Below are 24,446 nucleotides of genomic sequence, written 5' to 3'. Positions count from 1 at the left end.
TCCTTGCGCCAGGCGCAAGGAAGGGGGCCTTCATGTACTCGGATTCGTCAGCAGTAACCCAGGCGGGCGAGCGTGTCGACGATGATCTCCGACGGGTGGAACTTGTCGACCCAGGACTCGCCGCGGCGGTTCTGGTAGGTGTCGAGGAAGTTCTGCAGCTTGTCCCCGCGCATCTCGGTCAGCACGACGGTCTCGCCGAGGTGCTGCGGCGTCTCGGTGCGCTCGCGGTGCACGGCGCACGGCAGGCCGAGGTAGTAGCACTCGGCCGAAAGGCCGCCCGAGTCGGTGACGACGTACTCGGCGCGCGCGACCAGCGGCAGGAACTTCAGGTACCGCATCTTCGGCTGGATGATGAAGTTCTTCTCGTCGAACAGGTTCGCCAGGCCGAGCGAGCGGATCTTCTCGCGCTCGGGCGCACCCGCCATGTAGAGGATCGGCATCTGCTTGCTCTGCTCGCGCAGGATCTCCAGCGCCTCGCGGTACTTCTCCGCGCGCGAGACCAGCTCGAACCGGTGCAGGGTGGCGAGGCCGAACTTCTCGGGCAGGCCCTCGACGTCGAGCGGACCGTTGATGGCCATCCGCATCGCGTCGATCGCGGTGTTCGCCTCGGTGTCGACGACGACGCCGCGCGCGTTGCGGAGGTTGTTCACCTCACGCGCGCTCGGCGCGAAGTGCATGTCGACGATCTTCGCGGCGATCTTCCGGTTCAGCTCCTCCGGCAGCGGCGACATGATGCTGCCCGACCGCGCGCCCGCCTCGACGTGCCCGACCCGCGACTTGAGGATCCGCTTCCCGATGAGCGAGCCGTACGGCGTCGTGAAGGTGTCACCGTGCACCAGGACCAGCGGCGGACGCCCGTCCTCGACCAGCGCGGCCTTCAGTTCGGCGCGGCGGCTCCACGCGGTGCGCAGCACCTGCGCGGCCCAGCCCGGCACCTGCGCGGGCGACTCCAGGTTGTGCGCCTTCTCCTTCGGCACGAGCCAGACGTCGGGCTCCGGGAGGTTCAGGTCGGCGAGAACGTCCGAGACCTCGTCGACGTGCTGCGCGGTGAACCAGATCTTCGGCCGGACCCCGCGTTCGAGGATGCCGTGGTAGACCGGCGCGATTTTGATCAGTTCCGCCGTGGTGCCGAGAATGAAGGAAATCACCGGAAGAGCCATTCTGTCGGGGTCTGCGGTGCCCGAAGGATACTGGTGGGCCGCGCAAGGTAGCCTCGCCGGGGTGAGTGCGAATTCGCTCCTTCCGGCCCTGTCCGTCGTGATCCCGGTCTACAACGAGCAGGACTGGATCGATCGCAGCGTCGGCGCGCTGATCGCGTCGGCGCAGGCGGCGAACTGGCCGGTCGAGGTCGTCGTGGTCGACGACGGCAGCACCGACGGCACCGGTGACAAGCTCGCCAAGCTGCAGGAGCTGTACGGCATCACCGTCCTCACCCAGCCGAACAGCGGCCGGTTCGAAGCCCGCCGCGCGGGGATCACGAAGGCGTCGGGGCGGCAGATCCTGCTGCTCGACAGCCGCGTGATCGTGGACTCCGGCTCGCTCACCTTCCTCCGCGACCAGCTCGTCGACCACCCCGAGCGCACGGTGTGGAACGGTCACATCGACGTCGCGTCCGAACACAATCCGTACGCGGGATTCATGGCGGGACTGGTCAAGATCCCGTGGCGCCGTTATTGCGCGAACCCGCGGTTGATGTCGTTCGGTATCGAGGAGTTCGACGTCTTCCCCAAAGGCACCGGATTCTTTTCCGCGCCGAAGGACGTTCTCGAGGATTCGTCCAACGCGTTCGAGTCGCTCTTCGAAGACGTCCGTTTCGCCAGTGACGACACGGGTGTTCTGCGCTGGATCGCCGAACGCCACCGCATCTTCCTCGCGCCGGACTTCTCCGCGACCTACCACGGCCGCGATTCGTTCAAGAAGTTCGTCGGGCAGTCGTATTTCCGCGGCACCACGTTCGTCGATTCGTACCTCGCGTCACCCGGCCCCGCGCGCAACGGCCTGTTCGCCGCGATGGCCGTCGGCGTCCTCGGCCTCGGTGTCGCCGCGAAGCGCCCGAAGACCGCCGTCGCGCTGGCCGCCGCGGGGTCGACGGCCGCCGGGTTCGCGGTGACGAAGTTCGGCGCGACCAAGGCCGAGGCCAAGGCCGTCGCCCAGCTCGCCCCGGTGTTCGCCGCCGGCTTCGGCGCTGGAGCGCTCCGAGGCCTCCTCATGGCGCTGCGGGCCCGGCTGCGTAAATGAGCAACGCGGTGAGCAGCGAAGAGCTGGCCAAGGACACCGGGAAATCCGCCGGCCGCATCGGCGTCTACCTGCTGATCGCCATCGCGCTCGGCTACGTCCTCACCGTCGTCTGGGGCCGGGTCCTCCCGCCGGAGGACAACGCCGTCCTGCTCTCCTTCTGGGGCATGTTGATGGGACTGGGCGCCGCCCTGTCCCCGCTCGAGCAGGAGATCTCGCGCCAGTCCGCGCACGCCGCGCTCGAAGGCCGCAAGGCGGGCCGTCCCGCGGTGATCGCCTTCCTCACCAGCCTGGTCGCGGTCGCCGTCGTGGCGCTGTTAACGCTGATCCCGGCGGTGACCGGCAAGGTCTACGGCGGCCAGTTCGCGCTCGCCGTGATCGTGCTGGCCGGCGGGCTTTCGTTCGCCTTCCAGTTCGCCGCGCGCGGTCTGCTGATCGGCCAGGACCACGTCCGGGCCTACTCGTGGCTGATCCTGGTCGAGGCGGCCGTGCGGATCCTCGTGGTCGCCGCGCTGGTGATCGCCGGGCTCACCCAGCTGTACTGGTTCGCCATCGCTGCCGCGACCGGCTCGTTCGCCTGGCTGCTGTCCGCCCGCGGCGCCGCCAAACTGGTGGACCCGAAGCTGGACGCCGACGAGCCCGCGAAGCCGGTCGTCACGAACATGCTGATGCTGCTGGCGGGCGCGGGGCTCACCGCCAGCGTGATCACCGGTTACCCGGCGCTGGTCAGCCTGCTCGCGCCCGGCGGTGACAAGGACAAGCTCGGCGTGCTCTTCCTGGCCCTGTTCGTGGCCAGGACGCCGCTCACGCTGATGGCGCCGGTACAGGCGCTGGCGGTCCCTACCGTGGTTCGCCTGTCCAGCACCGAGGAGGGCAAGCACCGGCTGCGGAGGCTGCTCGCGCTCGGCTCGGCCGGCGCGCTGGCGCTCGCGGCGCTCGGCGCGCTGATCGGCTGGCTGATCGGCCCGTGGGTGGTGCGCCTGGTCTACGGCGCCAAGAACGACCCCGAAGCCTGGTGGATGGCCGGACTGGTCTGGTCCTCGGTGCTGCTGGCCGCGATGCAGCTGCTCGCCGCCGTCCTCGTCGCGCAGGCCAAGGCCACGAAGGTGCTGATCACCTGGGCCGCCGTCGTCGTCGCGACCGCGCTGGTCCTGCTGTTCTTCCCCGGCGACCCGGTCGTGCGCGCCGTCGTCGGCCTCGCCGCCGGGCCGACGGTCGGCCTGCTGGTCGTCATGGCGTTCGTGGTCCGCGGTGGCCCCGGACAGGGCACCGCGGCCACGAAGGCCGTCGCCTAGGGCGCGTTTCATAAGCCAAGTTCGCGGTCTCCGCGCCCAGGTGGTCCCTGACGGCACGGGCGGATGCGGCCGAGTACGACCCGGTACGAGGCCGATCCGCCCGCACCGTCAGGAACCACCTGGATCACGAAGCCCATCGAACAGGCTTATGAAACACGCCCTAGCTCTGCGGCAGGTCGAGCCGGTAGACGCTGACGCTGCCCGATGTGAAGGTCTTCGTCAGCCCCGGCAGCCCGGCGAGGTTGCTCAGCCCCGGTGCCAGCGCGAAGGACCGGCCACCGCTCCAATGGCGACCGTCGGTCCCGACCGTGGGGGCGACGGTGTCGACGTAGATCCAGCGGATGTTCTTACGACGCAGGATGTCCTGCACCTGCGGGTCGGCCGGGTAGGTGTTGAACCGCGCGAGCAGCAGCTCGTTCTCCTTGATCGGGCTGTGCCCGTCCGGGACGATGTTGACGATCGGCAGGTCGTAGTCGACATAGAGCAGAGTCGAGCCGTCGTTCGCGTTGTTGAGGATCGCTTCGCCGGGCGCCGCGTGCTCCTTCAGCCACTTCGCGGCGGCGTCGTCCTGATCGGAGTACCGCGAGAACTGCGGCGCGGAGTAGCGCTGGCTGAGGGAGTAGGCGGCGGTGTTCATGTAGCCGCGGAACGTGGTCACGGTGAGCGCGCCGAGCAGCACCACGGTCAGCCCGAAGGCGATCGCGGGCCGGGCCTTCACCGGGACCGGGTTGCGCACCTTGCCCGAGACCAGCACCAGCCCGATCACCACGAAGATGATGCCGACCAGCGTCGGGATCAGCAGGTAGACATGACTGTCGATCCTGCTGGCCACCCGGTAGTAGTACCGGCCCACCATCGCGCCGAAGCCGGAGTTGGGCGAGTTGTGGAAGGTCACCACGACGGCGGCCCAGAAGGCCCAGGCGGTCACCAGCGTCCACGCGCGGCGCGAGAGCACCGCGAAGACCAGGCCGACCAGGCCGAGGACGCCGAGCGTCAGCTGGCCCAACGTGTTGCCGGGGTCGAAGTAGCCGCCGTAGGGGAGCTTGACGAGCACTCCGAAGGCGTCGCCGAGGCCGACTCCGCGGATGTTCGCGGGAGCGTCGGAAACCGTGCCGCCGCCGAGTCGCAGCAGCGCCAGCACGCTCGGGATCAGCAGCACCACGGTGATGACGGCGGCCAGCACCAACGGCAGCAGCGAGCGGACGAAGGCGAGCCTGCCGGACCGCGTGACCAGCAGGCCGAGCATGGCCGCGACGGTGGTGAACGCGATCGAGGTCAGCGCGCTCGGGTGCAGGTTGAACGCCCCGGCCATGGCGACGCCGACCAGCACGGCGCGTCCCCAGTGGCGCTTGCCGATCACCAGCATGACGGCGGCGAGACCTGGGGTGATCGCCAGCGCGGCCGCGTTCGGCAGGACACCGCCGTCGTGCGCGAAGGCGATGGCCGGCCGGTAGAGCTGCACGGAGACGAGCGCGGCGACACCGGCGGCGAGTTCGACCCAGCCACGGCCGACCCGGCCGTGCCGGAGGACCGCGGCGGTGAACGCGGCCACCGAAAGCGGCATCACGATCACCGTGAACACGACGGTCACCAGGTTGATGGACAGCATCGTGTCGCCGAAGATGTCCGTCAGCAGCGCGCTGACGTCGGTGAAGCCCGGTGGGTAGTACTGGATGTTGGTGTCGTTGACGACGTCGATCGGCAGTACCTGCCACGGCGCCGCCCGCCCGGTGAAGTGCGTGTACGCGGTCAGGACGGCGTGTGTGACGGTGTCGTGCTCCTGCGTGGGGGTCGCCCAGGACCCGAGGCCCTTGTGCCACATCCGGACACCGAGGCCGACCCCGGCCAGCGCGATCACCGCACCGAGGATCTGCGCGATCCGGCCCGGCCTGCCTGCCAGGGCGCGCAGCCGGTCGTCCTCGACGGACACGGTGGCCTCGGCGGGTGGGCGGCGGCGGACGATCAGCAGCCTGCCCCCGCCGGTCAGCAGCAGCACCACGACCAGCGCGATCACGACGGTGGGCAACCCGAAACGGAGCCCGGTGACACCGGTGAAGAGTGACACCAGCAGGACGAATCCCATGGTGAGCGGCGCCGAAAGCCCGGCGAGCCACAGCCGCTCGCGAAGGCCGGCCGTGAGGAGGATCGCGAGCCCAGGCAGCAGCACCACGAGAGCGCCGACTGCGAGCTGGGCGGCTTCGGACAGCATGTCTTCTCCGATCGAAAAATGCCGCTGACGCGGCGAGTCTATGAGGGATAGCGCGACGTCCCGGACGTGGGTGAGTGGCCGCTGACCCGGCCGGTTGGCGTCTTCGAGACCATTACCGGCGGACACAAGCAGTGAGTGATGGAGCGGGTAGCAGCCGCTCACGGCCAGTGAGAAGATAGAGTGATCCAGTGTCCAGTACGTCCGTGACCACCCGCCGCGTACTCATCGTGATGCCCGCTCTGAACGAGCAGGCCAGCGTCGGCGCGGTCATTTCCCAGGTCAAGCAGTCCCTGCCCGGTATGGACGTGCTGGTGGTCGACGACGGCTCGTCCGACGACACGGCCAAGCTCGCCCGTGCGGCGGGCGCGGAGGTGGCCCGCCTGGCGGTGAACCTCGGCGTAGGCGGGGCGATGCGCACCGGCTTCCGGTACGCGGCCGCCCGCGGTTACGACGTCGTCGTCCAGGTGGACGCGGACGGTCAGCACGATCCCGACGAGGTCGCCGCCCTGCTGGGCGCCCTCGACGACGCCGACATCGCGATCGGCTCGCGCTTCGCGGGCAAGGGTTCGTACAAGGCGAGCGGTCCGCGGAAATACGCGATGGTCGCGCTCTCGGTCGTTTTCTCCCGGCTCGCGAAGACCAAGCTCACCGACGTGACCTCCGGGTTCAAGGCGATGGGCCCGCGCGCGATCAAACTGTTCGCCGCGTACTACCCGGCCGAATACCTCGGCGACACGGTCGAATCGCTGGTGATGGCGATCCGCGCCGAACTGAAGATCAAGGAAATCCCGGTGATCATGCGCGAACGGGCGGCGGGAACGCCGAGCCATTCGCCGGTCAAATCGGCCATCTACCTCGGCCGTGCCGGACTCGCCCTGCTGCTGGCGCTGGTGCGCCGCCGTCCCGCCGTCGACTCGTCGGATTCGGCGTAAAAGGAGCTGATTATGGCTGGCTGGCGCATTCTCAGCATCGTCGTCGCCTGTCTCGTGCTGTTCGTCGTCCTCGAGATGATGCGGCGGCGGAAACTGCGGGAAAAGTACGCGGGCGTCTGGCTCGTCCTCGCCGTCGGCGTGGTCGTGCTCGCCCTCGTTCCGCAGGCCGCCGACTTCATGGCACGGATAACCGGCGTGCAGACGCCGTCGAACTTCGTATTCCTCATGGCCGGCGTGGTGCTGGCGCTGGTCGCGTTGCATCTGTCGACCGAGGTCGGGCATCTCGAAGAAGAGGTCCGGACCTCCGTCGAGGAGATCGCGCTGCTCCGCTGCGAACTCGCCGACGCCCAGCGCGACCTGGAAGAACGGGTCGCCGCGCTCGAAGCCAGGACGGCCGCGCCCGACAACGTCAAAGGGCTCCCCGAAGTGAGCCCCGCACGCGCCCGCTGATCGACGCCCTGCTCGCGGCCCCGCCGAGGCTGGGTGCCGTCCGCGTGCTGGCCGTCGACGGCCCTTCCGGCTCCGGGAAGTCCACCCTGGCCGGGAAGATCGTGGCCGAACTGGCCGGTCGAGGCGTCCGGGTGGCGTTGGTGAGCACCGACGAGTTCGCCACCTGGGACGAACCCGTTTCGTGGTGGCCGCGGCTGGAAACCGGGGTCCTGGAACCGCTGCGCGCGGGCCGGACCGGCCGGTACCGGCGAGTGGACTGGTCCAGTGGTGTCCCACTGCCGGGTGAGGAGATCGAGATCCCGGTCCCCGAAGTGCTGGTACTGGAGGGCGTTTCCAGTGGCCGCGCGCGGATGCGGCCTTCGTTGTCCCTGCTGGCCTGGCTGGACGGCGGCGGCGAGGCCGAACGTCTCGACCGAGGTGTCGAGCGTGACGGTGAGGAGTCCCGGGCGGAACTGCGGCGCTGGCAGCTGTTCGAGCGCGGATGGTTCGCCGTCGACGGGACCAGGGCGGCGGCGGATCGTGTGGTCACCTCTCGTGAGTGGTAAGGACGGTTAGAACCGTCCTTACCACTCACGAGGCGGGACCGATGTCGCAACCGCCGCCGGTGTTTGTCCACCTTTGTCCTGTGCCCCATTGGTCGTAGTGGTGGACACCCATTTGAGTCAGTGACCCGGCACTCTGCGCGTTAACGGTCCGGAATTGATTACACTCCGTCCGGAATTGCGGACACTTCGCGGTCGTATTGGCCGTCGTGTAGCGCGATCGTAACCTCGCGTGCTTAAGTGCGGGCCGAGTTCCCGCTAGTGTCGGCGGGCACACCGATCGTCCGTGGAGCTCGACTTTCCGACCGACCGGACGGTGCCTAAAACACCGAAAATCTCCTCAAGGGGTGCCAGATGCAGCAACTGCGGGTGACCCGAGCACGCCGTGTGGCCCTGATCGGGCTTGCCGGCGCACTCGCGGTCTCCATTTCCGCCTGTGCCGAATCGAAGCGTGAAGAAGGCGCAGGGGGTGGCTCGGGAGGCACCATGGTCTTCGGTGCCGCCGGTAACCCGAAGACGTTCGACCCACTCTTCAACGACGACGGTGAGACCTTCCGCATCATCCGCCAGATGATGGACACGCTGATCATGAACAAGCCGGGGACCGCGGACCTCGAGCCTGGTCTGGCGGACAAGTGGGAAGGCAGCAACGAAGGCAAGACCTGGACCTTCACCCTGAAGAAGGGCGTCAAGTTCCACGACGGCACCCCGTTCAACGCCGAAGCGGTCTGCTTCAACTTCGACCGCATGTACAACATGAAGGGCGCCGCCGCCCAGAGCCAGATGATCTACTACGGCGACGTCTTCGAGGGCTTCGCCAAGAACGAGGGCGACGCTTCCGGCGACCCCGTCTACAAGGACTGCCAGGTCAAGGACGAGTCGACCGCCGTCCTGAACCTGAACAAGGCCAAGGGTGCCTTCCCGGCCGCCTTCACGCTCCCGTCGTTCTCGATCCAGAGCCCGGAAGCGCTGAAGAAGTACAACGCCGACGCCGTCACCCAGAGCGGTGACTCGTTCTCCTACCCGGAGTACGCGCTGAAGCACCCGACCGGCACCGGCCCGTTCAAGTTCGAGAGCTGGGACCAGGCCAAGGGTGAGATCACGCTGGTCAAGGCCACCGACTCGCCGACCCAGACGGCCAAGCTCGACAAGCTGGTCTTCAAGGTCATCCCGGACGAGAACGCCCGCAAGCAGGCGCTCAAGGCCGGCGACATCCAGGGCTACGACTACCCGTCGCCCGCGGACTACGGCCTGCTGCGCAACGACGGCGAGCAGGTGCTCATCCGCCCGTCGTTCAACATCCTGTACCTGGGCATCAACCAGAAGAACAACCCGAAGCTGAAGGACCTCAAGGTCCGCCAGGCGCTGGCCTACGGTCTCAACCGCGACCAGTTCGTGAAGTCGAAGCTCCCCGAGGGCGCCGAGACCGCGACGCAGTTCGTGCCGAAGGCGATCGACGGCTACAACGAGAACGTCACCAAGTACGACTACAACCTTCAGAAGGCGAAAGACCTGCTGAGGGAAGCCGGCGCCGAGGGCATGACCCTGAAGTTCTACTACCCGACCGAGGTCACCCGGCCGTACATGCCGAACCCGGCCGACATCTTCACCTCGCTGTCCGAGGACATGAAGGCCATGGGCATCAAGGTCGAGCCGATCGCCAAGCCGTGGAACGGTGGCTACAAGGACGACGTCCAGAAGGCGGGCAAGCACGACGTGCACCTGCTCGGCTGGACCGGTGACTACAACGACGCCGGTAACTTCGTCGGCACCTTCTTCGGTCGCGAGAAGCCGGAGTTCGGCTTCGACAACCCGGAGCTGTTCTCGGCCATCTCCGCCGCGGACGCCGCGCCCTCCGGTGAGGCGCACACCAAGGCGTACCAGGAAGTGAACCAGAAGATCATGGAATACCTGCCCGCCATCCCGATCTCCTACGGCCCCCCGGCGATCGTCGTCGGCCCGAAGGTGAAGGGCCTGGTGGCCAGCCCGCTGACCGACGAGCGCTTCTACACCGTCACGGTCAACTGATCCTCCATCCATGCCCCCACCACCGCCCTCAACGGAGTCGCTTCGCTCCCGAGGCTAAATAAGTGAGCCACCAGGGGGTGGGCGCTACCGCGCCCGCCCCCTGTGGTCCATTCCCGGGCTGGCAACAAAGGAACGCACGTGCTCCGTTTTCTCGTGCGTCGGCTGCTACAAGCGATACCGACGCTCTTGATCCTGTCCATTTTGATCTTCGCCTGGCTCCGGTCCCTTCCCGGCGGCCCCGCCGGCGCCCTCCTCGGCGACAAGGCGACCCCGGAGAAGATCGCCGACCTGAACAAGCTTCTCGGCCTCGACGATCCGATCTTCGTCCAGTACTTCAAGTTCCTCGGCCGGGCGATCACCGGCGACTTCGGCAACTCGCTGGTCTCCGCCCAGCCGGTCATGTCGGAGATCGGGAACTTCCTTCCCGCCACGATCGAGCTCGGCTTCTGCGCGATGCTCATCGCGGTGGGTCTCGGCATCCCCTTCGGTTACCTGTCCGCGCGGTTCCGCGGCGGGGCCGTCGACAACGTCATCATCGTGCTCAGCCTTGTCGGCGTCGCCGTGCCGGTGTTCTTCCTCGGCTACATGATGCAGGACCTGCTGGCCGCCCCGCTGGGACTTCCCTCGCAGGGCCGTCAGATGGCCGGTCTCGACGCCACCACCGTCACCGGGTTCGCGGTCTTCGACGGCATCATCACCCAGGAATGGGACGCCGCCTGGGACGCGCTCACCCACCTGATCCTCCCGGCGTTCGCGCTGGCCACGATCCCGCTCGCGGTCATCGTCCGGATCACCCGTGCTTCGGTGCTGGACGTACTGAACGAGGACTTCATCCGCACGGCCAACTCGAAGGGCCTGACCCAGCCGATCGTGCGGCGCCGTCACGTGCTCCGCAACGGTCTGCTTCCGGTGGTCACCGTCATCGGCCTCCAGACCGGTGCGCTGCTCGGTGGCGCCGTGCTGACCGAGCGGGTGTTCAACTTCCGCGGCCTCGGCTTCCTGCTCGCCGAAGGCATCGAACGGCGTGACTACCCACGTCTGCAGGCGCTGCTGCTGTTCGGCGCGCTGGTCTACGTGCTGGTGAACATGCTGGTCGATATCTCGTACGGGCTCATCGACCCGAGGGTGCGTGTCCGATGAACACCTTGCTGAACAAGAAAAAGGAGCCGATCGACAGGCTTGCGGCATCCTCGGCGAAGGGGCACAGCCTCGGTGGCGAGGCGCTGCGCCGGATGATGCGGAGCCCGGTGGCCATCACCGGCGCCGTGATCACCGGCCTGTTCCTGCTGGTGGCGATCTTCGCGCCGCTCTTGGCGCCGAAGGATCCGTACGAGCGGTATCTGCAGAGCCAGGTCATCCTCGGCCAGGGCATCATCCCGGGCGCTCAGCCCGGATTCCCGCTCGGTGTCGACGACTTCGGCCGCGACTACCTTTCGCGGTTGCTGGTCGGCGCGCAGAACACGCTGCTCGTCGGGGTGCTCGCGACGATCATCGGCGTCGTGGTCGGCATGATCATCGGTGGCCTCGCCGGTGCCTTCGGCGGCTGGGTCGACACCGTGCTGATGCGGCTCGTCGACGTCATGCTGTCCGTGCCGTCGCTGCTGCTGGCGATCTCGGTCGCCGCGCTGTTCCAGAAGCCGAGCCAGTGGACGGTGATCGTCGCGGTGTCGATGGTCAGCGTGCCGATCTTCGCGCGGCTGCTGCGCGGTTCGATGCTCGCGCAGAGAAACAGCGACCACGTGCTGGCGGCGACGTCGCTCGGCGTCAAACGCGGGGCGATCGTGTTGCGGCACATGCTGCCGAACTCGCTCGGCCCGGTCATCGTGCAGGCCACGCTGACCCTGGCGACCGCGATCCTCGAGGCGGCGGCGCTGTCGTTCCTCGGTCTCGGCGACCCGGACCCGAACCGGGCGGAATGGGGCATCATGCTGAGCCGCAGCGCTCGGCAGTTCCTCGACATCCGCCCCGAGCTGGCGTACTACCCGGCTATCGCGATCATCATCGTCGCGCTCGGGTTCACGCTGCTCGGCGAGTCCCTGCGGGAAGCCCTCGATCCGAAGAACAGGCGGTGATTTTCTGATGGCGCTCCTCGAAGTACGCGACCTCAAGGTCGTTTTCTCCCGGCGCGGCGAGAAGCCGTTCACCGCGGTGGACGAGGTCAGTTTCGACGTCGAACCCGGCCAGACGGTCGGTCTCGTCGGCGAGTCCGGTTGCGGCAAGTCCGTGACCTCGCTGGCGATCATGCGGCTGCTCGCGAAACGCGGCAACCAGGTCAGCGGTTCGGTGTCGTTCGAAGGCACGGATCTGCTTCGCCTGTCGGACAAGGAGATGCGGGACCGCCGGGGTCGCGACCTCGGCATGGTGTTCCAGGACCCGCTGTCCTCGCTGAACCCCGTCATCCCGATCGGGCTCCAGATCACCGAGGTGCTGGAGCGGCACCGCGGGATGGCGCGCAAGGCGGCGTCGGTGGAGGCGGCGGAACTGCTCGACAAGGTCGGCATTCCCGACCCGACGCGGCGGCTTTCCGAGTACCCGCACCAGCTTTCCGGCGGGATGCGGCAGCGCGCGCTGATCGCGATCGCGCTGGCGTGCCGTCCCCGGCTGCTCATCGCCGACGAGCCGACCACCGCGCTCGACGTGACGATCCAGGCGCAGATCCTCGCGCTGCTGCGGGATCTGGTGCAGGACACGGGGACCGCGCTGATCATGATCACGCACGACCTCGGTGTCGTCGCCGGTCTCTGCGACCAGGTGAACGTGCTCTACGGCGGCAAGATCGTCGAGCGGGCGGAGCGGCACGCGCTGTTCGCCGAGCCGCGGCATCCGTACACGCACGGCCTGCTCGCCTCGATCCCGCGTCTCGACGCGGGCCGCGGCGAGAAACTGATCCCCATCAAGGGATCCGTCGCCGACAACATCCCGTGGGACGGTGGCTGCGCCTTCGCGCCCCGCTGCCCGAACGCTCTCGGCGTGTGCCGGGAGGTTTCACCGCAGCTGACCCCGGACCGCAACGGGCTGCTGCGCTGCCACAACCCGGTGATCCCGGCCGTGGCCGCACAAGGAGGGGTCCGATGACGCACACGGTTCCGCCGCAGGAAGTGCTCCTGGAGGTCGACGACCTCAAGGTGCACTTCCCGATCAAACGCGGCATCGTGATCGACAAGACGGTCGGGCACGTGTTCGCCGTCGACGGCGTCGATCTGGCCATCCGCAAAGGTGAGACCTACGGCCTGGTCGGGGAATCCGGTTGCGGGAAGTCCACATTGGGCAGGGCGATCCTCCGGCTGACCGAGCTGACCGCGGGCAAGGTCGTCTTCGACGGCACCGACGTGGCCGGGCTCAAGGGCGAGGAACTGCGCAAGGCGCGCCGCCGGATGCAGATGGTGTTCCAGGACCCGATGTCCTCTTTGGACCCCCGGCAGTCGGTGGAATCCATTCTGACCGAAGGGATGAGGGCGCACGGCCTCGACAAGGACAAGGAGGCGACGGCCAAGCGGCTACGCGAACTCCTTGCCGCCGTGGGACTTCCGGAGTCCTCGCTGCGGAAGTACCCGCACGAGTTCTCGGGCGGTCAGCGTCAGCGCATCGGTATCGCGCGGGCGCTCGCGGTCGAGCCGGACCTGATCGTCGCCGACGAACCGGTGTCCGCGCTGGACGTCTCGGTGCAGGCGCAGGTGGTCAACCTCCTGGAGGACCTGCAGGAGAAGCTCGGGCTCACCTATCTGGTGATCGCGCACGACCTCGCGGTGGTGCGGCACATCTCCGACCGCATCGGCGTGATGTACCTCGGCTCGCTGGTCGAAGAGGCCGACGCCGACACGCTGTACGAGAACCCGCTGCACCCGTACACACGGGCGCTGCTTTCGGCGATCCCCGTGCCGGACCCGACGGTGGAGGACAACCGGGAGCAGATCCTGCTCGCCGGTGACCTGCCTTCGCCGGCGCGGCCGCCGTCCGGCTGCCGGTTCCACACGCGGTGCCCGTGGAAGCAGCAGAGCCTGTGCGACACCGACCGCCCGCAGCTGCGGGAGATCGGCACCGGGCACCGGGTCGCCTGCCACTACGCGGAGGACATCCGCGACGGGCGGATCAAACCGCACGAGGTCAAGGCGGAACTCGTCGGTGCCGGGGAGCTGAACCCCGACGTCGGCGGCCTGCCGGACGTCGGCTCGGCGGCGGAGATCCTCTAGCCCTTTGTGAAGCGCGTGAAGGCCCCCTTCCCTCGGCTCAGCCGAGGGAAGGGGGCCTTCACGCGCTCGGCCGCAGTTAGTCCTCTAAATGCGTGCAGTCGGCGCGCTCGGCCGCGTTGCGAAAGCCACTTTCGCAACCTTCAACGTTGCGAAAGTGGCTTTCGCAACACGCGGCCCGTCGGCGAGGACGCCAACCTCCCCGCATTTAGAGGACTAAATGCGGGGGTGAGGGCGCGAAGCCTTCCCGCATTCAGAGGACTGAATGCGGGAAGGCGCGGGAGGCCGTCTTCGGGCAGACTCGTGTCATGCGGGTCACAGTGCTGGGTGCGTCGGGACGGACGGGGATCCACGTGGTCCGGCTTCTGCGGGGGCGGGGCCATCAGGTGCGGGCGGGGCTGCGCAGCCGTCGCCGCGCCGAGGAGGTCGCCGGTCTCGGGGCCGAAACCGTGGTCGCGGACGTCACCGCCGACGCGGAAGACCTCGTCGAGGCGCTGGCCGGTTCCGAGGTGGTGATCAGCGCGATCGGCGCACCCGATCCCGACCAGGCCTCGGTCGACCTCGTCGACCGCGACGGGGTGATCACCGCGATCCGCGCCGCCGAGAAGGCGGGGGTCTCGCGGTTCGTGCAGCTTTCCGCGCAGTTCGCGGATTCGCCGGATCAGGGCGATCGCCTGGTGCGGTCGATCTTGATGGCGAAGCAGATCTCCGACAGCGTTCTCCAGCGCTCCAGCCTGAACTGGACGATCGTCCGGCCCGGCACGCTCACCGACGACCAGCCCACCGGCCGCGTCAAACTCGGCGGTCACCTCGAACCGGGGCACGTCTCCCGCGCGGACGTCGCCGCCGTCCTGGTCGCCACGCTGGAAGAGCCGCTCACCGAGAACCAGGGTTTCGACGTCATCGGCGGTGAGATCCCGATCCCCTCGGCGCTGGCTTCGTTCAGCTGAGCGCTTTCTTCCGCTCCCGCGCCGCCCGCAGGTTCGCGACGTTCCCGCAGGTGCGCACGTCGTGCCAGACCCCGCTGTTGTTGCGCGAGACGTCGTAGAAGGCCGAGCGGCAGCCGTCGAGACGGCACAGTTTCAGCCGCGGCCAGATCCCGGCCTGCTGGGCGAGCAGCGTCTCCGTCCACAGCGCCGACGCGAGCCACTGCCGTCCGGTGCCGGACGGGAACAGGCGGACGACGCCGTCCCGCAGCGTCAGATCCGCCTTGACCGGTCTGCCGAAGTCCGCGTCCCCGCCGTCCACGAGCGAAACGAACGACTCGCGCAGGTCGCGAAGCGCGCGGAGATCACCCGGCCCCAGCGTGACCTCGGGTACCTCCGCGTCCCGGGCGCGCGACCATTCCGCCAGTGCCTCGGCGGCCCAAGGCCGCGTCAGGTCGGCGTCGCTCAGCAGGTCGAGGCCGTAGGTCTTGATCGCCTTCGTGTTGAGGAAGTCCTGAACGAGCGCCAGCCCCGAGGGGGCGGTGCGTAACCGGTACCGGTCCGTCGCGGTCCATGACATAGGTCAAGCGTACTTGACTCTGTCGGCTGGCGTCGCCATGCTGACGACAGAGGCAAACCTCGAACACTTCTGTCAAGGGAGCAAGTCATGACCTTCATCGAAGGCGCCGTCGCGCTGGTCACCGGCGGACAGCGCGGACTCGGCAAGGCGTTCGTCGCCGAACTGCTCGACCGCGGCGCCGCCAAGGTCTACGCGACCGCCAGGTCGCCGCGGGCGGAGACCGACCCGCGGATCGTCCCGCTCCCGCTCGACGTCACCGATCCGGACTCCGTCCGCGCGCTGGCGGAGAAGGCGGGCGACGCCACGATCGTCTTCAACAACGCGGGCGCCCTCGGCCTCGGTTCGCTGTTGACCGAGGGCGTCGACGCGCACCGTCCGGTCTTCGAGACGAACGTCTTCGGCGCGCTGCGGATCGCGCAAGCGTTTGCGCCGCAGCTCGAGAACGGTGGTGCCCTGGTCAACGTGCACTCGGTCCTGTCGTGGGCGGCGGGCTCGGGTTCCTACGGCGCGTCAAAGGCGGCCTTCTGGTCGCTCACCAATTCGCTCCGCATCGAGTTCGCCGAACAGGGCACCCACGTCGTCGGCGTCCATCTCGGCTACACCGACACCGACATGACCCAGGGGCTCGACGTCCCCAAGAACGACCCGCGCGACGTCGCCCGTCAGGTCGTCGACGGGCTGGCGAAGGGCGAGACCGAGGTGCTCACCGACGACATCACCCGGCACGTCAAGGCCGCGCTGTCCGGCCCGGTCGAGCATCTCGGCACGAGCCGGATCGGCGCGTAGAAAACGATTGGCGTCCGGCTTCGCGCCCGAGGTAGTTTCGCCGCCATGTGTGCTTCCGCGTTCACCAGGACCCGCCGCGCCTAGCGGCGGATCCCCAGCGCTCCAGCAAGGAACCGCCGCCCGAGCGAGTCATCGCCGGGCCTGCCTCGTGCTGCCCGGCTCCCCTCGAAGCCGCGGAGATCCCTTGCGCACACAGCGTCCTGGCCGTCATGAACTCGGCCAGAACTTCCTCATCGACCGGAACATCATCGAAACCGTCGTGAAGCTCGTCGACGGCACGGACGGGCCGATCATCGAATTCGGCACCGGCGACGGCGCGCTCACCCTCCCACTGGAACGGCTCGGCAGGCCACTGACCGGCATCGAGATCGACGACCGTCGCGCCGCCAGGCTCGCGCGCCGCGTCCGGGCGGCCACGGAGATCGTCACCGCGGACTACCTGCGGTTCCCCTTGCCGAAGACGCCACACGTCCTGGTCGGCAATCTGCCGTTCCACCTCACCACCGCGACGCTGCGCCACGTCCTCGCGGCTCCCGGTTGGACGGACGCGGTGTTGCTCATGCAGTGGGAGGTGGCGCGCCGCCGCGCCGGGGTCGGCGGCGCGACCATGATGACCGCGCAGTGGTGGCCGTGGTTCGACTTCCGGCTGACCGGCCGGGTGCCCGCGGCGGCGTTCCGCCCGAGGCCCGGCGTCGACGGCGGTCTGCTCGTCGTGACCCGCCGCGAACGTCCGCTCGTCCAAGACGCGGATCGCTCGCGTTACCAGGATTTCGTGCGGCGGGTATTCACCCGTCCCGGCAAGGAGATCGTGCCCAAACGCCTCACCGCACACCAGTGGGCTGAGGCGTTTCGGCTTCGGCCAGGAAGTCCGGCTCGCGGACGCGGCGCTTCGTCGAACCGAACAGGACACCGCCGATGACCACGGCCGCCGCGAGGATCTCCACCAGTGAGGGACGTTCGTCGAGGACCAGGAACGCCATGGACAGCCCGACCACCGGCACCAGCAGCGAGAACGGCGCGACCACGCCCGCCGGGTTGCGGCGCATCAGCGACGTCCAGATCCCGGAGCCGACGATGGTGCCGAACAGCACGACGTAGGCGAGTCCGCCGAGGCCGATCAGCCCGGTGGTGGTGCCGAGCGTGCTCAGCGAGTGCCCGATCTCGCCCGGGCCCTCCATGACCAGCGACAGCGCGAACATCGGCAGCGGCGGCACCACGGACATCCAGAGGACGAAGTTCAGTGGGTTGTCCGGTGCCGCCTGGCGGGTGCTCAGGTTGCCGAACGCCCAGCTCAGGGCGCCGAGCAGGGTCAGGATCACCGGCAGCAGGGCGGCGTTCCCGGCCTGCTGCCAGGCGATCGTCGCCATCCCGGCGACGGCGAGCAGGATGCCGGTGAGCTGCCGCCCGGTCACGCGTTCACGCAGGAAGACGGCACCGAGCAGGACGGTGAACGGCGCCGACGCCTGCAGCACCAGCGACGCGAGCCCGGTCGGCATGCCGGTGTCCATCGCGATGAACAGGAACACGAACTGCCCGGTGCCGAAGCCCAGCCCGTAGCCGAGCAGGTGGCGGATCTTCACCTTCGGCCACGGCACGAACAGGATCGTCGGGATCGCGATGACCGCGAAGCGCAGCCCGCCGGCGAAGACGGGCGGGAACTGGCCGAGGGTGGCGTGGATGGCGAGGAAGTTGCAGCCCCAGAGGACGGCGACGAGCAGGGCGAGCAGACGATCGCGGGCGGGCATGTCTTCACTCTTACGTGGTGTGACCCTTTAGGACCAGCGAGAATATTTGCAGCGATCGTTCAGTTCGGCTTCACATATGCTGGCGGTATGGACATCGGCCGGTTGCGGACCCTGCGGGAATTCGCCGATCGCGGCAGCGTGACGGCGGCCGCGAAGGCGTTGCACTGCACGCCGTCCGCGGTTTCCCAGCAGCTGCGCGCCCTGCAGAGTGACGTCGGTCTCGCGCTGACCGAACCTGCCGGGAGAGGCTTGCGGCTGACCGACGCGGGCCGCGCGCTGGTCGCCCGCGCGGACGACGTCCTCGCCGCGCTCGAACGCGCGGAGTCCGAATTGGACACTTACCGCAGCGCCCCGCGTGGCAGCGTCCGGGTGGCGATCTTCCAGTCGGCCGGGTTGATGCTGCTGCCAGGGCTACTGCACCGGACGGCGGAGTTCGACGGGCTGGACGTCATCGTGCGCGACGTCGACATGACCCCGCCGGAGGTCCCCGGGCTCGTCGCGGATTACGACATCGTGGTGGCGCACCGGGACGAGCACGCGCCGTCGCTCGGCTCGGACCGGCTGGAGACGCGGCATCTGTTGCGCGAGCCGCTCGACGTCGCGCTCCCCGCGGGCCACCGGCTCGCGAAGCGGCGCCGCATCGAGCTGGCCGAGCTGGCCGACGAACGCTGGATCAGCGTCAACGCGGGATTCCCGGTGGACGACATCCTGCAGTCGCTGATCATCCGCACCGGGGTGCGCCCGCAGGTCGTCCAGCGCATCAACGATTTCCGCATCACCGAACGGCTCGTCGCCGCCGGGCACGGGATCGCGCTGCTGCCCCGGTACACAATGGACACTCGGCGCGGCAGCGGCCTCGTCTGCCGCCCGCTCGCCGGGATCAAGGCGGCGCGGCACGTGGAAGCGGTCTGCCGGCTCGGGGCGTCTTCCCGGCCGGCGGTGGCGAAGGTGCTCGACGCGCTCGCCGACGAGGTCGCGGCGCTCACGGGCGAGCGTGACTCTTCAGGTGGTCCAACGCGATCTCGAGCGCGTCGGCGATCGGCGTGACGTCATGGCGCAGGTGGGCCATCAGCAGGCCGCCCTGCACACAGGTCATCGCGGCCTGCGCGAGCCTCGCCGGGTCGGCGTCCGCGGCGAGTTTTCCCTGTTCCCGCAACGATTCCAGCCCGCGCTGGAGATGTGACTCCCATTCGCGGTAGGCCTTGTCCAGCAGTGGCGCCATCTTGGGATCGTCGCCGAGTTCGCCGGTGAGGTTGCCCAGCGGGCAGGCGATCGGGCCCTTGGGCGTGGTCTGGATGGCGAGGATCTCGCTCGCCCACCGGTCGAAATCGGCCCAGTCGTGCAGTTCGAAGATGGTCGGCTGATTGCCGAGGATGTTCTCGAGGAAGCGGACGATGACCGCCTCGACGAGCTGATCCTTGTTCTTGAAGTAGTGGTACATCTGCGATTTCCCGGCGCCGCTCGCCGCGAGCACCTTGTCGACGCTCGTCCCGGCGACGCCGTTGACGTACATCAGCTCGGCCGCCGCGTCGACGATCGCGTCCCTCGTCATCCGCCCCTGCGGGGTCTTCGCCGGTTGACCACTCATGTACCGAATAGTACAGTCGGTCTCACTGTACCAATCAGTACAACCGAAGGAGCTGACCATGGGGGATCTCAACACCGACCTCGCCGAGCTGCGGGAGTCCGTCGCGAGTCACGTTCCGGCCGAGGTCGCCGAGGTGCTCAAGGCCGACCGGGAAACGTTCCTGGGGGTGGTCGCCGAGGCGGCCGCGAAGCCGGGGACGCCGATGCCGGACCTCGCGCTGCCGGACGCCGGAGGCGAGCGGGTCCGGGTCGCGGACGGGCCCGCGGTCGTGGTGTTCTACCGCGGCACATGGTGTCCGTACTGCAATCTGGCCCTGCGCACGTATCAGCAGGAACTGTTGCCGGAGCTGGAGAACCTCGGCGTGAAGCTGGTCGCGATCAGCCCGCAGCTGCCGGACGGGTCACTGTCCGCAAAGGAGCTGGAGTTCGCCGTTCTGTCCGATGTGGACAACGAGCTCGGCCGCGCGCTCGGCATCACGTTCCGGCTGGCTCCGGAGACGAAGCCGGCATTCGACACGCTCATCGGCGACGTCGAGAAGATCAACGGGGCGGCGGAATGGGAACTGCCGTATCCGACCGTCCTGGTCGTGGACGGCGAGGGCGTCATCCGGTACATCGACGTGCACCCGGACTACACCACGCGCACCGACCCGGCCGACGTCCTGGTCGCCGTGAAAGCCCTGTAACCGCCACCTTCCGCGGCCCTTCAGGCGTAACTCACGTGATTGGACGCGTAACTCACGTGATTGAAGGCGATCCGGCTCCAAGCACGCAAGATACGCCTTCAGACACGCGAGTTACGGCAAAGCCTGAAAAGCCGTGAAGGCCCCCTTCCCTACCCTCAAGGTAGTGAAGGAGGCCTTCACGGAACGCCGAAACCTACCGGTTAGCCCGGTTCACGGCCGAGACGACGGCCCGCAGCGAAGCGGTCACGATCGACGGGTCGATCCCGATGCCCCAGTACACCCGGTCGGAGATCGCGCACTCGATGTACGACGCGGCCCGAGCGTCGTCGCCCGGCGAGAGCGTGTGCTCGCTGTAGTCCAGCAGCCGCAGGTCGAAGCCGACGGTCGACAGCGCGTCGAAGAACGCCGCGATCGGGCCGTTCCCGCGGCCGGTGACCTCGTGCTCGTCACCTTCGACCCGCACGGTGGCGGTGATGTCGTACTCGCCGTCGCCGTTGTCCCTGACGTGCTGGCGCACCAGCTCCAGCGGCGTCTTCAGCTCCAGGTACTCGGCCGAGAACGCGTTCCACATCGTGGTCGGGTCGACCTCGCCGCCCTCGGTGTCGGTGTGCCGCTGGACGACCTTCGAGAACTCGATCTGCAGGCGCCGCGGCAGGTCCAGCTGGTGCTCGGCCTTCATGATGTAGGCGACGCCGCCCTTGCCGGACTGCGAGTTGACCCGGATCACGGCCTCGTAGTTGCGGCCGATGTCCTTCGGGTCGATCGGCAGGTACGGGACCTCCCACGGGTGCTCGTCGACGGGCGTCCCCACCTTGTCGGCGGCGGCCTTCAGCGCGTCGAGACCCTTGTTGATCGCGTCCTGGTGGCTGCCGGAGAACGCGGTGAACACCAGGTCGCCTGCCCACGGGCTGCGTTCGTGCACCGCCAGCTGGTTGCAGTATTCGACGGTCCGCTTGATCTCGTCCATGTCGGAGAAGTCGATCTGCGGGTCGACGCCCTGGCTGTACAGGTTCATGCCCAGCGCGACCAGGTCGACGTTGCCCGTGCGCTCGCCGTTGCCGAACAGGCAGCCTTCGATCCGGTCCGCACCCGCCTGGAAGCCCAGCTCGGCGGCGGCGATGCCGGTGCCGCGGTCGTTGTGCGGGTGCAGCGACAGGATCACCGAATCGCGGCGCTCCAGGTTGCGGTGCATCCACTCGATCGAGTCGGCGTAGACGTTCGGCGACGCCATCTCGACGGTCGCGGGCAGGTTCAGGATCACCGGCTTGCCCGGCGTCGGCTGCCAGATGTCGGTGATGGTGTTGCAGACCTCGAGCGCGTACGACAGCTCGGTGCCGGTGTAGGACTCCGGCGAGTACTGGAACCGGAAGTCGGTGTCCGGCTGCTTCGCGGCGTAGTCGACGACCAGCTCGGCGGCCTGCGAAGCGATCTTCGTGATGCCGATGCGCTCCTCACGGAACACGACGCGACGCTGCAGGATCGAGGTCGAGTTGTAGATGTGGACGATCGCGCGCGGCGCGCCTTCGAGCGCCTTGAAGGTGCGCTCGATCAGCTCCGGACGGCACTGGGTCAGCACCTGGATGCTGACGTCGTCCGGGATGGCGCCCTCGTCGATGATCTCGCGGACGAAGTCGAAGTCCGTCTGCGACGCCGCCGGGAAGCCGACCTCGATCTCCTTGTAGCCCATGCGGACCAGCAGGTCGAAGAACTTGCGCTTGCGCGCGGGCGACATCGGGTCGATCAGGGCCTGGTTGCCGTCACGCAGGTCGACGGCGCACCACAGCGGCGCGGTGTCGATGCGCTTGTCCGGCCAGGTGCGGTCGGGCAGCGAGATGTCCTCGACCAGGTCGTACCAGGGGCGATAGCGGTGTACCGGCATCGAAGTGCCGCGCTGGGTGTTCCACGAAGGCTGCTCGGAAGGGGCAGGACGGGTGGGCTTGCGGATGCTCATGAGGGGAGGGTTCTCCTGAAGAATCGGGTGCGACGACCGGCACCACGAAGCCCCGCGACGGGGAGCCGGTCCGATCAGGCCCCGTCGCGGCAGCGAAGCAGGAGAGCTCGAGCCACGACGCCACCTTAACCGCGCGATCTCCCGAAAGGAAACCCGGGCCGCGATCGAACCGTGACTCAAGTGGCGCCCATTCGGGTTACTCGCGGGTAGCAATCGGACCAGGCGGCGTGCCACACTGCCCGGCATGGGCGAGCACGCTGAAGAGAAGGAAACCGCTGATCAGCCGACCAGACGCAAGGTCGACTGGCGAGCGGGCGGTGGTCGCGCGGCCGGGATACTGGCGAGCGTGGTCCGCTGGATCGGGTTGATCTTCGCGGCCATCCTCGTGCTGCACGTCGTCTTCGTGATCGGCGAGGCGAACCCCGACAACGGCATCGTGTCGTTCGTCCGCGGCTGGGCCGACGGACTCCTGCTCGGCTTCAAGGACCTCTTCATGCCCGAAGACGCCAAGCTCCGCGTGCTGATCAACTACGGCATCGCCGCGATCTTCTGGATGGTCGTCACCGGCATCCTCGCGAAGATCATCCGGCGGGTCGGCGGCGCGAACTAGCCGCATTTAGTCCTCTGAATGCGGTCGTTGCACGGGCAACTACCGCATTCAGAGGACTAAATGCGGTCGGGGGAGAGCCGTTCGTAGGCCTCGACGGCGGCCTTCGGGTCGTCCGCCTGGAACTTCACGACGCGGACGGTCTCGGTCGCGCCGAGCGGCCGGGTCACCGTGATCGGCTCGCGCAGTTCGGCGATCAGGTTGGTCTCGTAGAAGTTGTCGTGGCTGAGCCAGGTTTCGTCGCTGAACTTCCGCGCTTTGAGTGGGTCGTGGCTCTCCTTCGAATGCCGCAGCGAGGCGACGTTCTCCCGGGGAATCCGCACGTCGTAAAAGGAGCTGTAGCGCACCCGCACCTCACGTGACGAGATCACGTGCGGCCGGACGACGGTGCCGGCGTAGACCCCGAACACGAGCAGCGCCGAGTACACGCCCAGGACGAGCAGCAGCAGGTCGACGATGAGCCCGAAGTCGATCAGCCAGAAGAGACCGGCTTCGACGGCGCTCACCACCGCCAGCACGATGAAGATCGACTTGCCGTCCGCGCCGTACGGCACCGCGACGGCGTCCCCGTCGATACCGTCCTTACGCCGTCTGACGTACAGCCAGAGCCCGGCCATCGTGCGGGATTCGTTGCGGATCAGCGCGCGAAATGCCCCCATGACCCCAGGTTAGCGAGAGTGTGAGCCGGTACCGCTCGCGCGCGAAGGCCCCTTCCCTCGGCTGAGCCGGGGAAACTTGGCCTTCATGTACTTCGGTCGACCTGGGTGGGTTGCGAAAGTGGCTTTCGCAACGTCCTCACCTGGCCTCACCGCCCCACCGCTCAATAGCGAAGGATCTTCAGCGCGTCGGCGGATCCCGGATCCTTCGGCGTGTAGATCTCCAGCCGGTGGTCGGGGCTGTCGGGCTGGAGCCACACCTGGTAGTCGACGTCGACCGCGCCGACCGTCGGATGCCGCAGGCGCATGGCGCCGACGGTGCAGTCGGCGACGTCACCGGTCGCCCACAGCGTCGCGAATTCGTCGCTGCGCATCGAAAGTTCGCCGATGAGCGCGGCAAGGCGCGCGTCGGTGGGGTAGCGGCCCGCGGTCAGCCGCAGGTAGGCGACGTGGATCGGCGCGAGTTCGGCCCGGTTCCGGTGCAGCTCGCGGGTCAGCGGGTCGAGGAAGAACATGCGCGGGAGCGACGGCCGCCGTTCGGGATCCCGCGGCGCGTCGAAATCGAGGTGCTCGGCCATGAGCGTGTGCCCGGCGTGGTTCCACGCGAGGACGTCGCCGCGGCGGCCGAAGACGAGGGCGGGCACGGCCTCGCCGAGGTTCTCCAGCAGCGCGAGGACCCGTGGGTGTGGATCTTCCGGACCGGGATCCGACAACTTCGGGAGAGAGGTCTGCCGGGCGAGGTTGTGCAGATGGCCGGTCTCGACGTCGTCGAGCCGCAGCGCGCGGGCGAGCGCGTCGAGCACCTGCCGTGAAGCGGTTTCGGCCAGTCCTTGCTCCAGCCGCGTGTAGTACCCGGCGCTCACTCCGGCGAGCTGTGCGAGCTCCTCGCGCCGCAGACCGGGCACACGGCGTGAAGTGCCGTAGGTGCGCAGGCCGATCTCGGCGGGCGTCACCCGGTCACGACGGCTTTTGAGGTACACGCCGAGGCTTTCCATGACTCCGAGCCTAGGTATTCCGCCCGCCGCGTGGGTGTACCCGCGAGGT

Annotated in this window: 24 protein-coding genes; 16 read left to right on the top strand and 8 right to left on the bottom strand. The window is 68.2% G+C overall.

Annotated elements, in window-relative coordinates; translation table 11 throughout:
- Nucleotides 1–47: 47 nt before the first annotated feature.
- On the bottom strand, nt 48–1,160 hold the full coding sequence (locus tag ACZ3HL_RS38990; protein WP_457959305.1) for a UDP-N-acetyl glucosamine 2-epimerase: 1,113 nt from the start codon (nt 1,158–1,160) through the stop codon (nt 48–50).
- A gap of 61 nt (nt 1,161–1,221) precedes the next feature.
- Here ACZ3HL_RS38990 and ACZ3HL_RS38985 point away from each other — a divergent pair, with 61 nt between their 5' ends.
- A complete protein-coding gene (locus ACZ3HL_RS38985; protein WP_465410377.1) occupies nt 1,222–2,238 on the top strand; it encodes a glycosyltransferase family 2 protein in 1,017 nt (338 codons plus the stop codon).
- Nucleotides 2,235–3,530 carry a hypothetical protein gene (locus ACZ3HL_RS38980; RefSeq protein WP_465536607.1) on the top strand — a complete coding sequence of 432 codons (1,296 nt, stop codon included), beginning with the start codon at nt 2,235–2,237 and terminating at the stop codon, nt 3,528–3,530. Before ACZ3HL_RS38985 ends, ACZ3HL_RS38980 begins: the two co-directional genes overlap by 4 nt.
- A 160-nt stretch (nt 3,531–3,690) precedes the next feature.
- Here the strand turns inward: ACZ3HL_RS38980 and ACZ3HL_RS38975 are convergent, their stop codons facing one another.
- Nucleotides 3,691–5,739 carry a DUF6541 family protein gene (locus ACZ3HL_RS38975; RefSeq protein ID WP_465536605.1) on the bottom strand — a complete coding sequence of 683 codons (2,049 nt, stop codon included), beginning with the start codon at nt 5,737–5,739 and terminating at the stop codon, nt 3,691–3,693.
- Between the two features lie 230 nt (nt 5,740–5,969).
- Between ACZ3HL_RS38975 and ACZ3HL_RS38970 the strand changes: the two genes are divergently transcribed.
- From ACZ3HL_RS38970 to ACZ3HL_RS38930, 9 genes are all read left to right on the top strand, one after another.
- On the top strand, nt 5,970–6,671 hold the full coding sequence (locus ACZ3HL_RS38970; protein ID WP_465411185.1) for a glycosyltransferase family 2 protein: 702 nt from the start codon (nt 5,970–5,972) through the stop codon (nt 6,669–6,671).
- A gap of 12 nt (nt 6,672–6,683) precedes the next feature.
- Nucleotides 6,684–7,121, top strand: a complete 438-nt coding sequence (locus ACZ3HL_RS38965) for a DUF2304 domain-containing protein (protein ID WP_192742615.1) — start codon at nt 6,684–6,686, stop codon at nt 7,119–7,121.
- 29 nt (nt 7,122–7,150) lie between these two features.
- Nucleotides 7,151–7,666, top strand: a complete 516-nt coding sequence (locus ACZ3HL_RS38960) for a uridine kinase family protein (RefSeq protein ID WP_465411186.1) — start codon at nt 7,151–7,153, stop codon at nt 7,664–7,666.
- Between the two features lie 351 nt (nt 7,667–8,017).
- On the top strand, nt 8,018–9,691 hold the full coding sequence (locus ACZ3HL_RS38955) for an ABC transporter substrate-binding protein (RefSeq protein ID WP_465410380.1): 1,674 nt from the start codon (nt 8,018–8,020) through the stop codon (nt 9,689–9,691).
- Nucleotides 9,692–9,829: 138 nt separating this feature from the next.
- Nucleotides 9,830–10,831, top strand: a complete 1,002-nt coding sequence (locus tag ACZ3HL_RS38950; protein WP_063275656.1) for an ABC transporter permease — start codon at nt 9,830–9,832, stop codon at nt 10,829–10,831.
- Nucleotides 10,828–11,763 (top strand): ABC transporter permease, encoded by a 936-nt coding sequence (locus ACZ3HL_RS38945; protein ID WP_126737230.1) that lies wholly within the window; start codon nt 10,828–10,830, stop codon nt 11,761–11,763. The genes ACZ3HL_RS38950 and ACZ3HL_RS38945 overlap by 4 nt, the downstream gene beginning before the upstream one ends.
- A gap of 7 nt (nt 11,764–11,770) precedes the next feature.
- A complete protein-coding gene (locus ACZ3HL_RS38940) occupies nt 11,771–12,766 on the top strand; it encodes an ABC transporter ATP-binding protein (protein WP_465410381.1) in 996 nt (331 codons plus the stop codon).
- On the top strand, nt 12,763–13,881 hold the full coding sequence (locus ACZ3HL_RS38935; RefSeq protein WP_465536604.1) for an ABC transporter ATP-binding protein: 1,119 nt from the start codon (nt 12,763–12,765) through the stop codon (nt 13,879–13,881). Before ACZ3HL_RS38940 ends, ACZ3HL_RS38935 begins: the two co-directional genes overlap by 4 nt.
- Nucleotides 13,882–14,186: 305 nt before the next feature.
- The gene (locus ACZ3HL_RS38930) at nt 14,187–14,828 is read left to right on the top strand and encodes an SDR family oxidoreductase (protein WP_465536602.1); all 642 of its coding nucleotides are present in this window, start codon (nt 14,187–14,189) and stop codon (nt 14,826–14,828) included.
- On the opposite strand, the gene ACZ3HL_RS38925 is transcribed toward ACZ3HL_RS38930, so the two are convergent.
- Nucleotides 14,821–15,384, bottom strand: a complete 564-nt coding sequence (locus ACZ3HL_RS38925) for a CGNR zinc finger domain-containing protein (RefSeq protein ID WP_465536600.1) — start codon at nt 15,382–15,384, stop codon at nt 14,821–14,823. The genes ACZ3HL_RS38930 and ACZ3HL_RS38925 overlap by 8 nt on opposite strands.
- Nucleotides 15,385–15,471: 87 nt before the next feature.
- Here ACZ3HL_RS38925 and ACZ3HL_RS38920 point away from each other — a divergent pair, with 87 nt between their 5' ends.
- Both ACZ3HL_RS38920 and erm read left to right on the top strand, forming a co-directional pair.
- On the top strand, nt 15,472–16,170 hold the full coding sequence (locus tag ACZ3HL_RS38920; protein ID WP_465536598.1) for an SDR family oxidoreductase: 699 nt from the start codon (nt 15,472–15,474) through the stop codon (nt 16,168–16,170).
- A 184-nt stretch (nt 16,171–16,354) separates the two neighbouring features.
- The gene (gene erm / locus ACZ3HL_RS38915; protein WP_465536596.1) at nt 16,355–17,089 is read left to right on the top strand and encodes a 23S ribosomal RNA methyltransferase Erm; all 735 of its coding nucleotides are present in this window, start codon (nt 16,355–16,357) and stop codon (nt 17,087–17,089) included.
- On the opposite strand, the gene ACZ3HL_RS38910 is transcribed toward erm, so the two are convergent.
- Nucleotides 16,992–17,915 carry an EamA family transporter gene (locus ACZ3HL_RS38910; protein WP_465536594.1) on the bottom strand — a complete coding sequence of 308 codons (924 nt, stop codon included), beginning with the start codon at nt 17,913–17,915 and terminating at the stop codon, nt 16,992–16,994. The genes erm and ACZ3HL_RS38910 overlap by 98 nt on opposite strands.
- A gap of 87 nt (nt 17,916–18,002) precedes the next feature.
- Between ACZ3HL_RS38910 and ACZ3HL_RS38905 the strand changes: the two genes are divergently transcribed.
- Complete coding sequence (locus ACZ3HL_RS38905) at nt 18,003–18,962, top strand: LysR family transcriptional regulator (RefSeq protein ID WP_465410389.1); 960 nt, start codon at nt 18,003–18,005, stop codon at nt 18,960–18,962.
- Here the strand turns inward: ACZ3HL_RS38905 and ACZ3HL_RS38900 are convergent.
- Nucleotides 18,898–19,503 carry a TetR/AcrR family transcriptional regulator gene (locus tag ACZ3HL_RS38900; protein ID WP_465536592.1) on the bottom strand — a complete coding sequence of 202 codons (606 nt, stop codon included), beginning with the start codon at nt 19,501–19,503 and terminating at the stop codon, nt 18,898–18,900. The genes ACZ3HL_RS38905 and ACZ3HL_RS38900 overlap by 65 nt on opposite strands.
- 58 nt (nt 19,504–19,561) lie before the next feature.
- Here ACZ3HL_RS38900 and ACZ3HL_RS38895 point away from each other — a divergent pair, with 58 nt between their 5' ends.
- A complete protein-coding gene (locus ACZ3HL_RS38895; RefSeq protein WP_465536590.1) occupies nt 19,562–20,188 on the top strand; it encodes a peroxiredoxin-like family protein in 627 nt (208 codons plus the stop codon).
- A gap of 193 nt (nt 20,189–20,381) precedes the next feature.
- Here ACZ3HL_RS38895 and leuA read toward each other — a convergent pair whose 3' ends face one another.
- A complete protein-coding gene (gene leuA / locus ACZ3HL_RS38890) occupies nt 20,382–22,139 on the bottom strand; it encodes a 2-isopropylmalate synthase (protein WP_465536588.1) in 1,758 nt (585 codons plus the stop codon).
- 244 nt (nt 22,140–22,383) lie between these two features.
- On the opposite strand from leuA, the gene ACZ3HL_RS38885 reads away from it, so the two are divergent.
- On the top strand, nt 22,384–22,749 hold the full coding sequence (locus ACZ3HL_RS38885; protein ID WP_465536586.1) for a hypothetical protein: 366 nt from the start codon (nt 22,384–22,386) through the stop codon (nt 22,747–22,749).
- 56 nt (nt 22,750–22,805) lie between these two features.
- Here ACZ3HL_RS38885 and ACZ3HL_RS38880 read toward each other — a convergent pair whose 3' ends face one another.
- Nucleotides 22,806–23,405, bottom strand: coding sequence for a hypothetical protein (locus ACZ3HL_RS38880; RefSeq protein WP_465410394.1), 600 nt, complete (start codon nt 23,403–23,405; stop codon nt 22,806–22,808).
- 161 nt (nt 23,406–23,566) lie between these two features.
- Nucleotides 23,567–24,397: a helix-turn-helix transcriptional regulator gene (locus ACZ3HL_RS38875; RefSeq protein WP_465536584.1), complete on the bottom strand. Its 831-nt coding sequence runs from the start codon at nt 24,395–24,397 to the stop codon at nt 23,567–23,569.
- Nucleotides 24,398–24,446 lie beyond the last annotated feature (49 nt).

The organism is Amycolatopsis sp. NPDC000009, assembly GCF_055563465.1.
The sequence above is the reverse complement of the archived record's forward strand: the minus strand, read 5'-3'. Positions and strand labels throughout refer to the sequence as shown.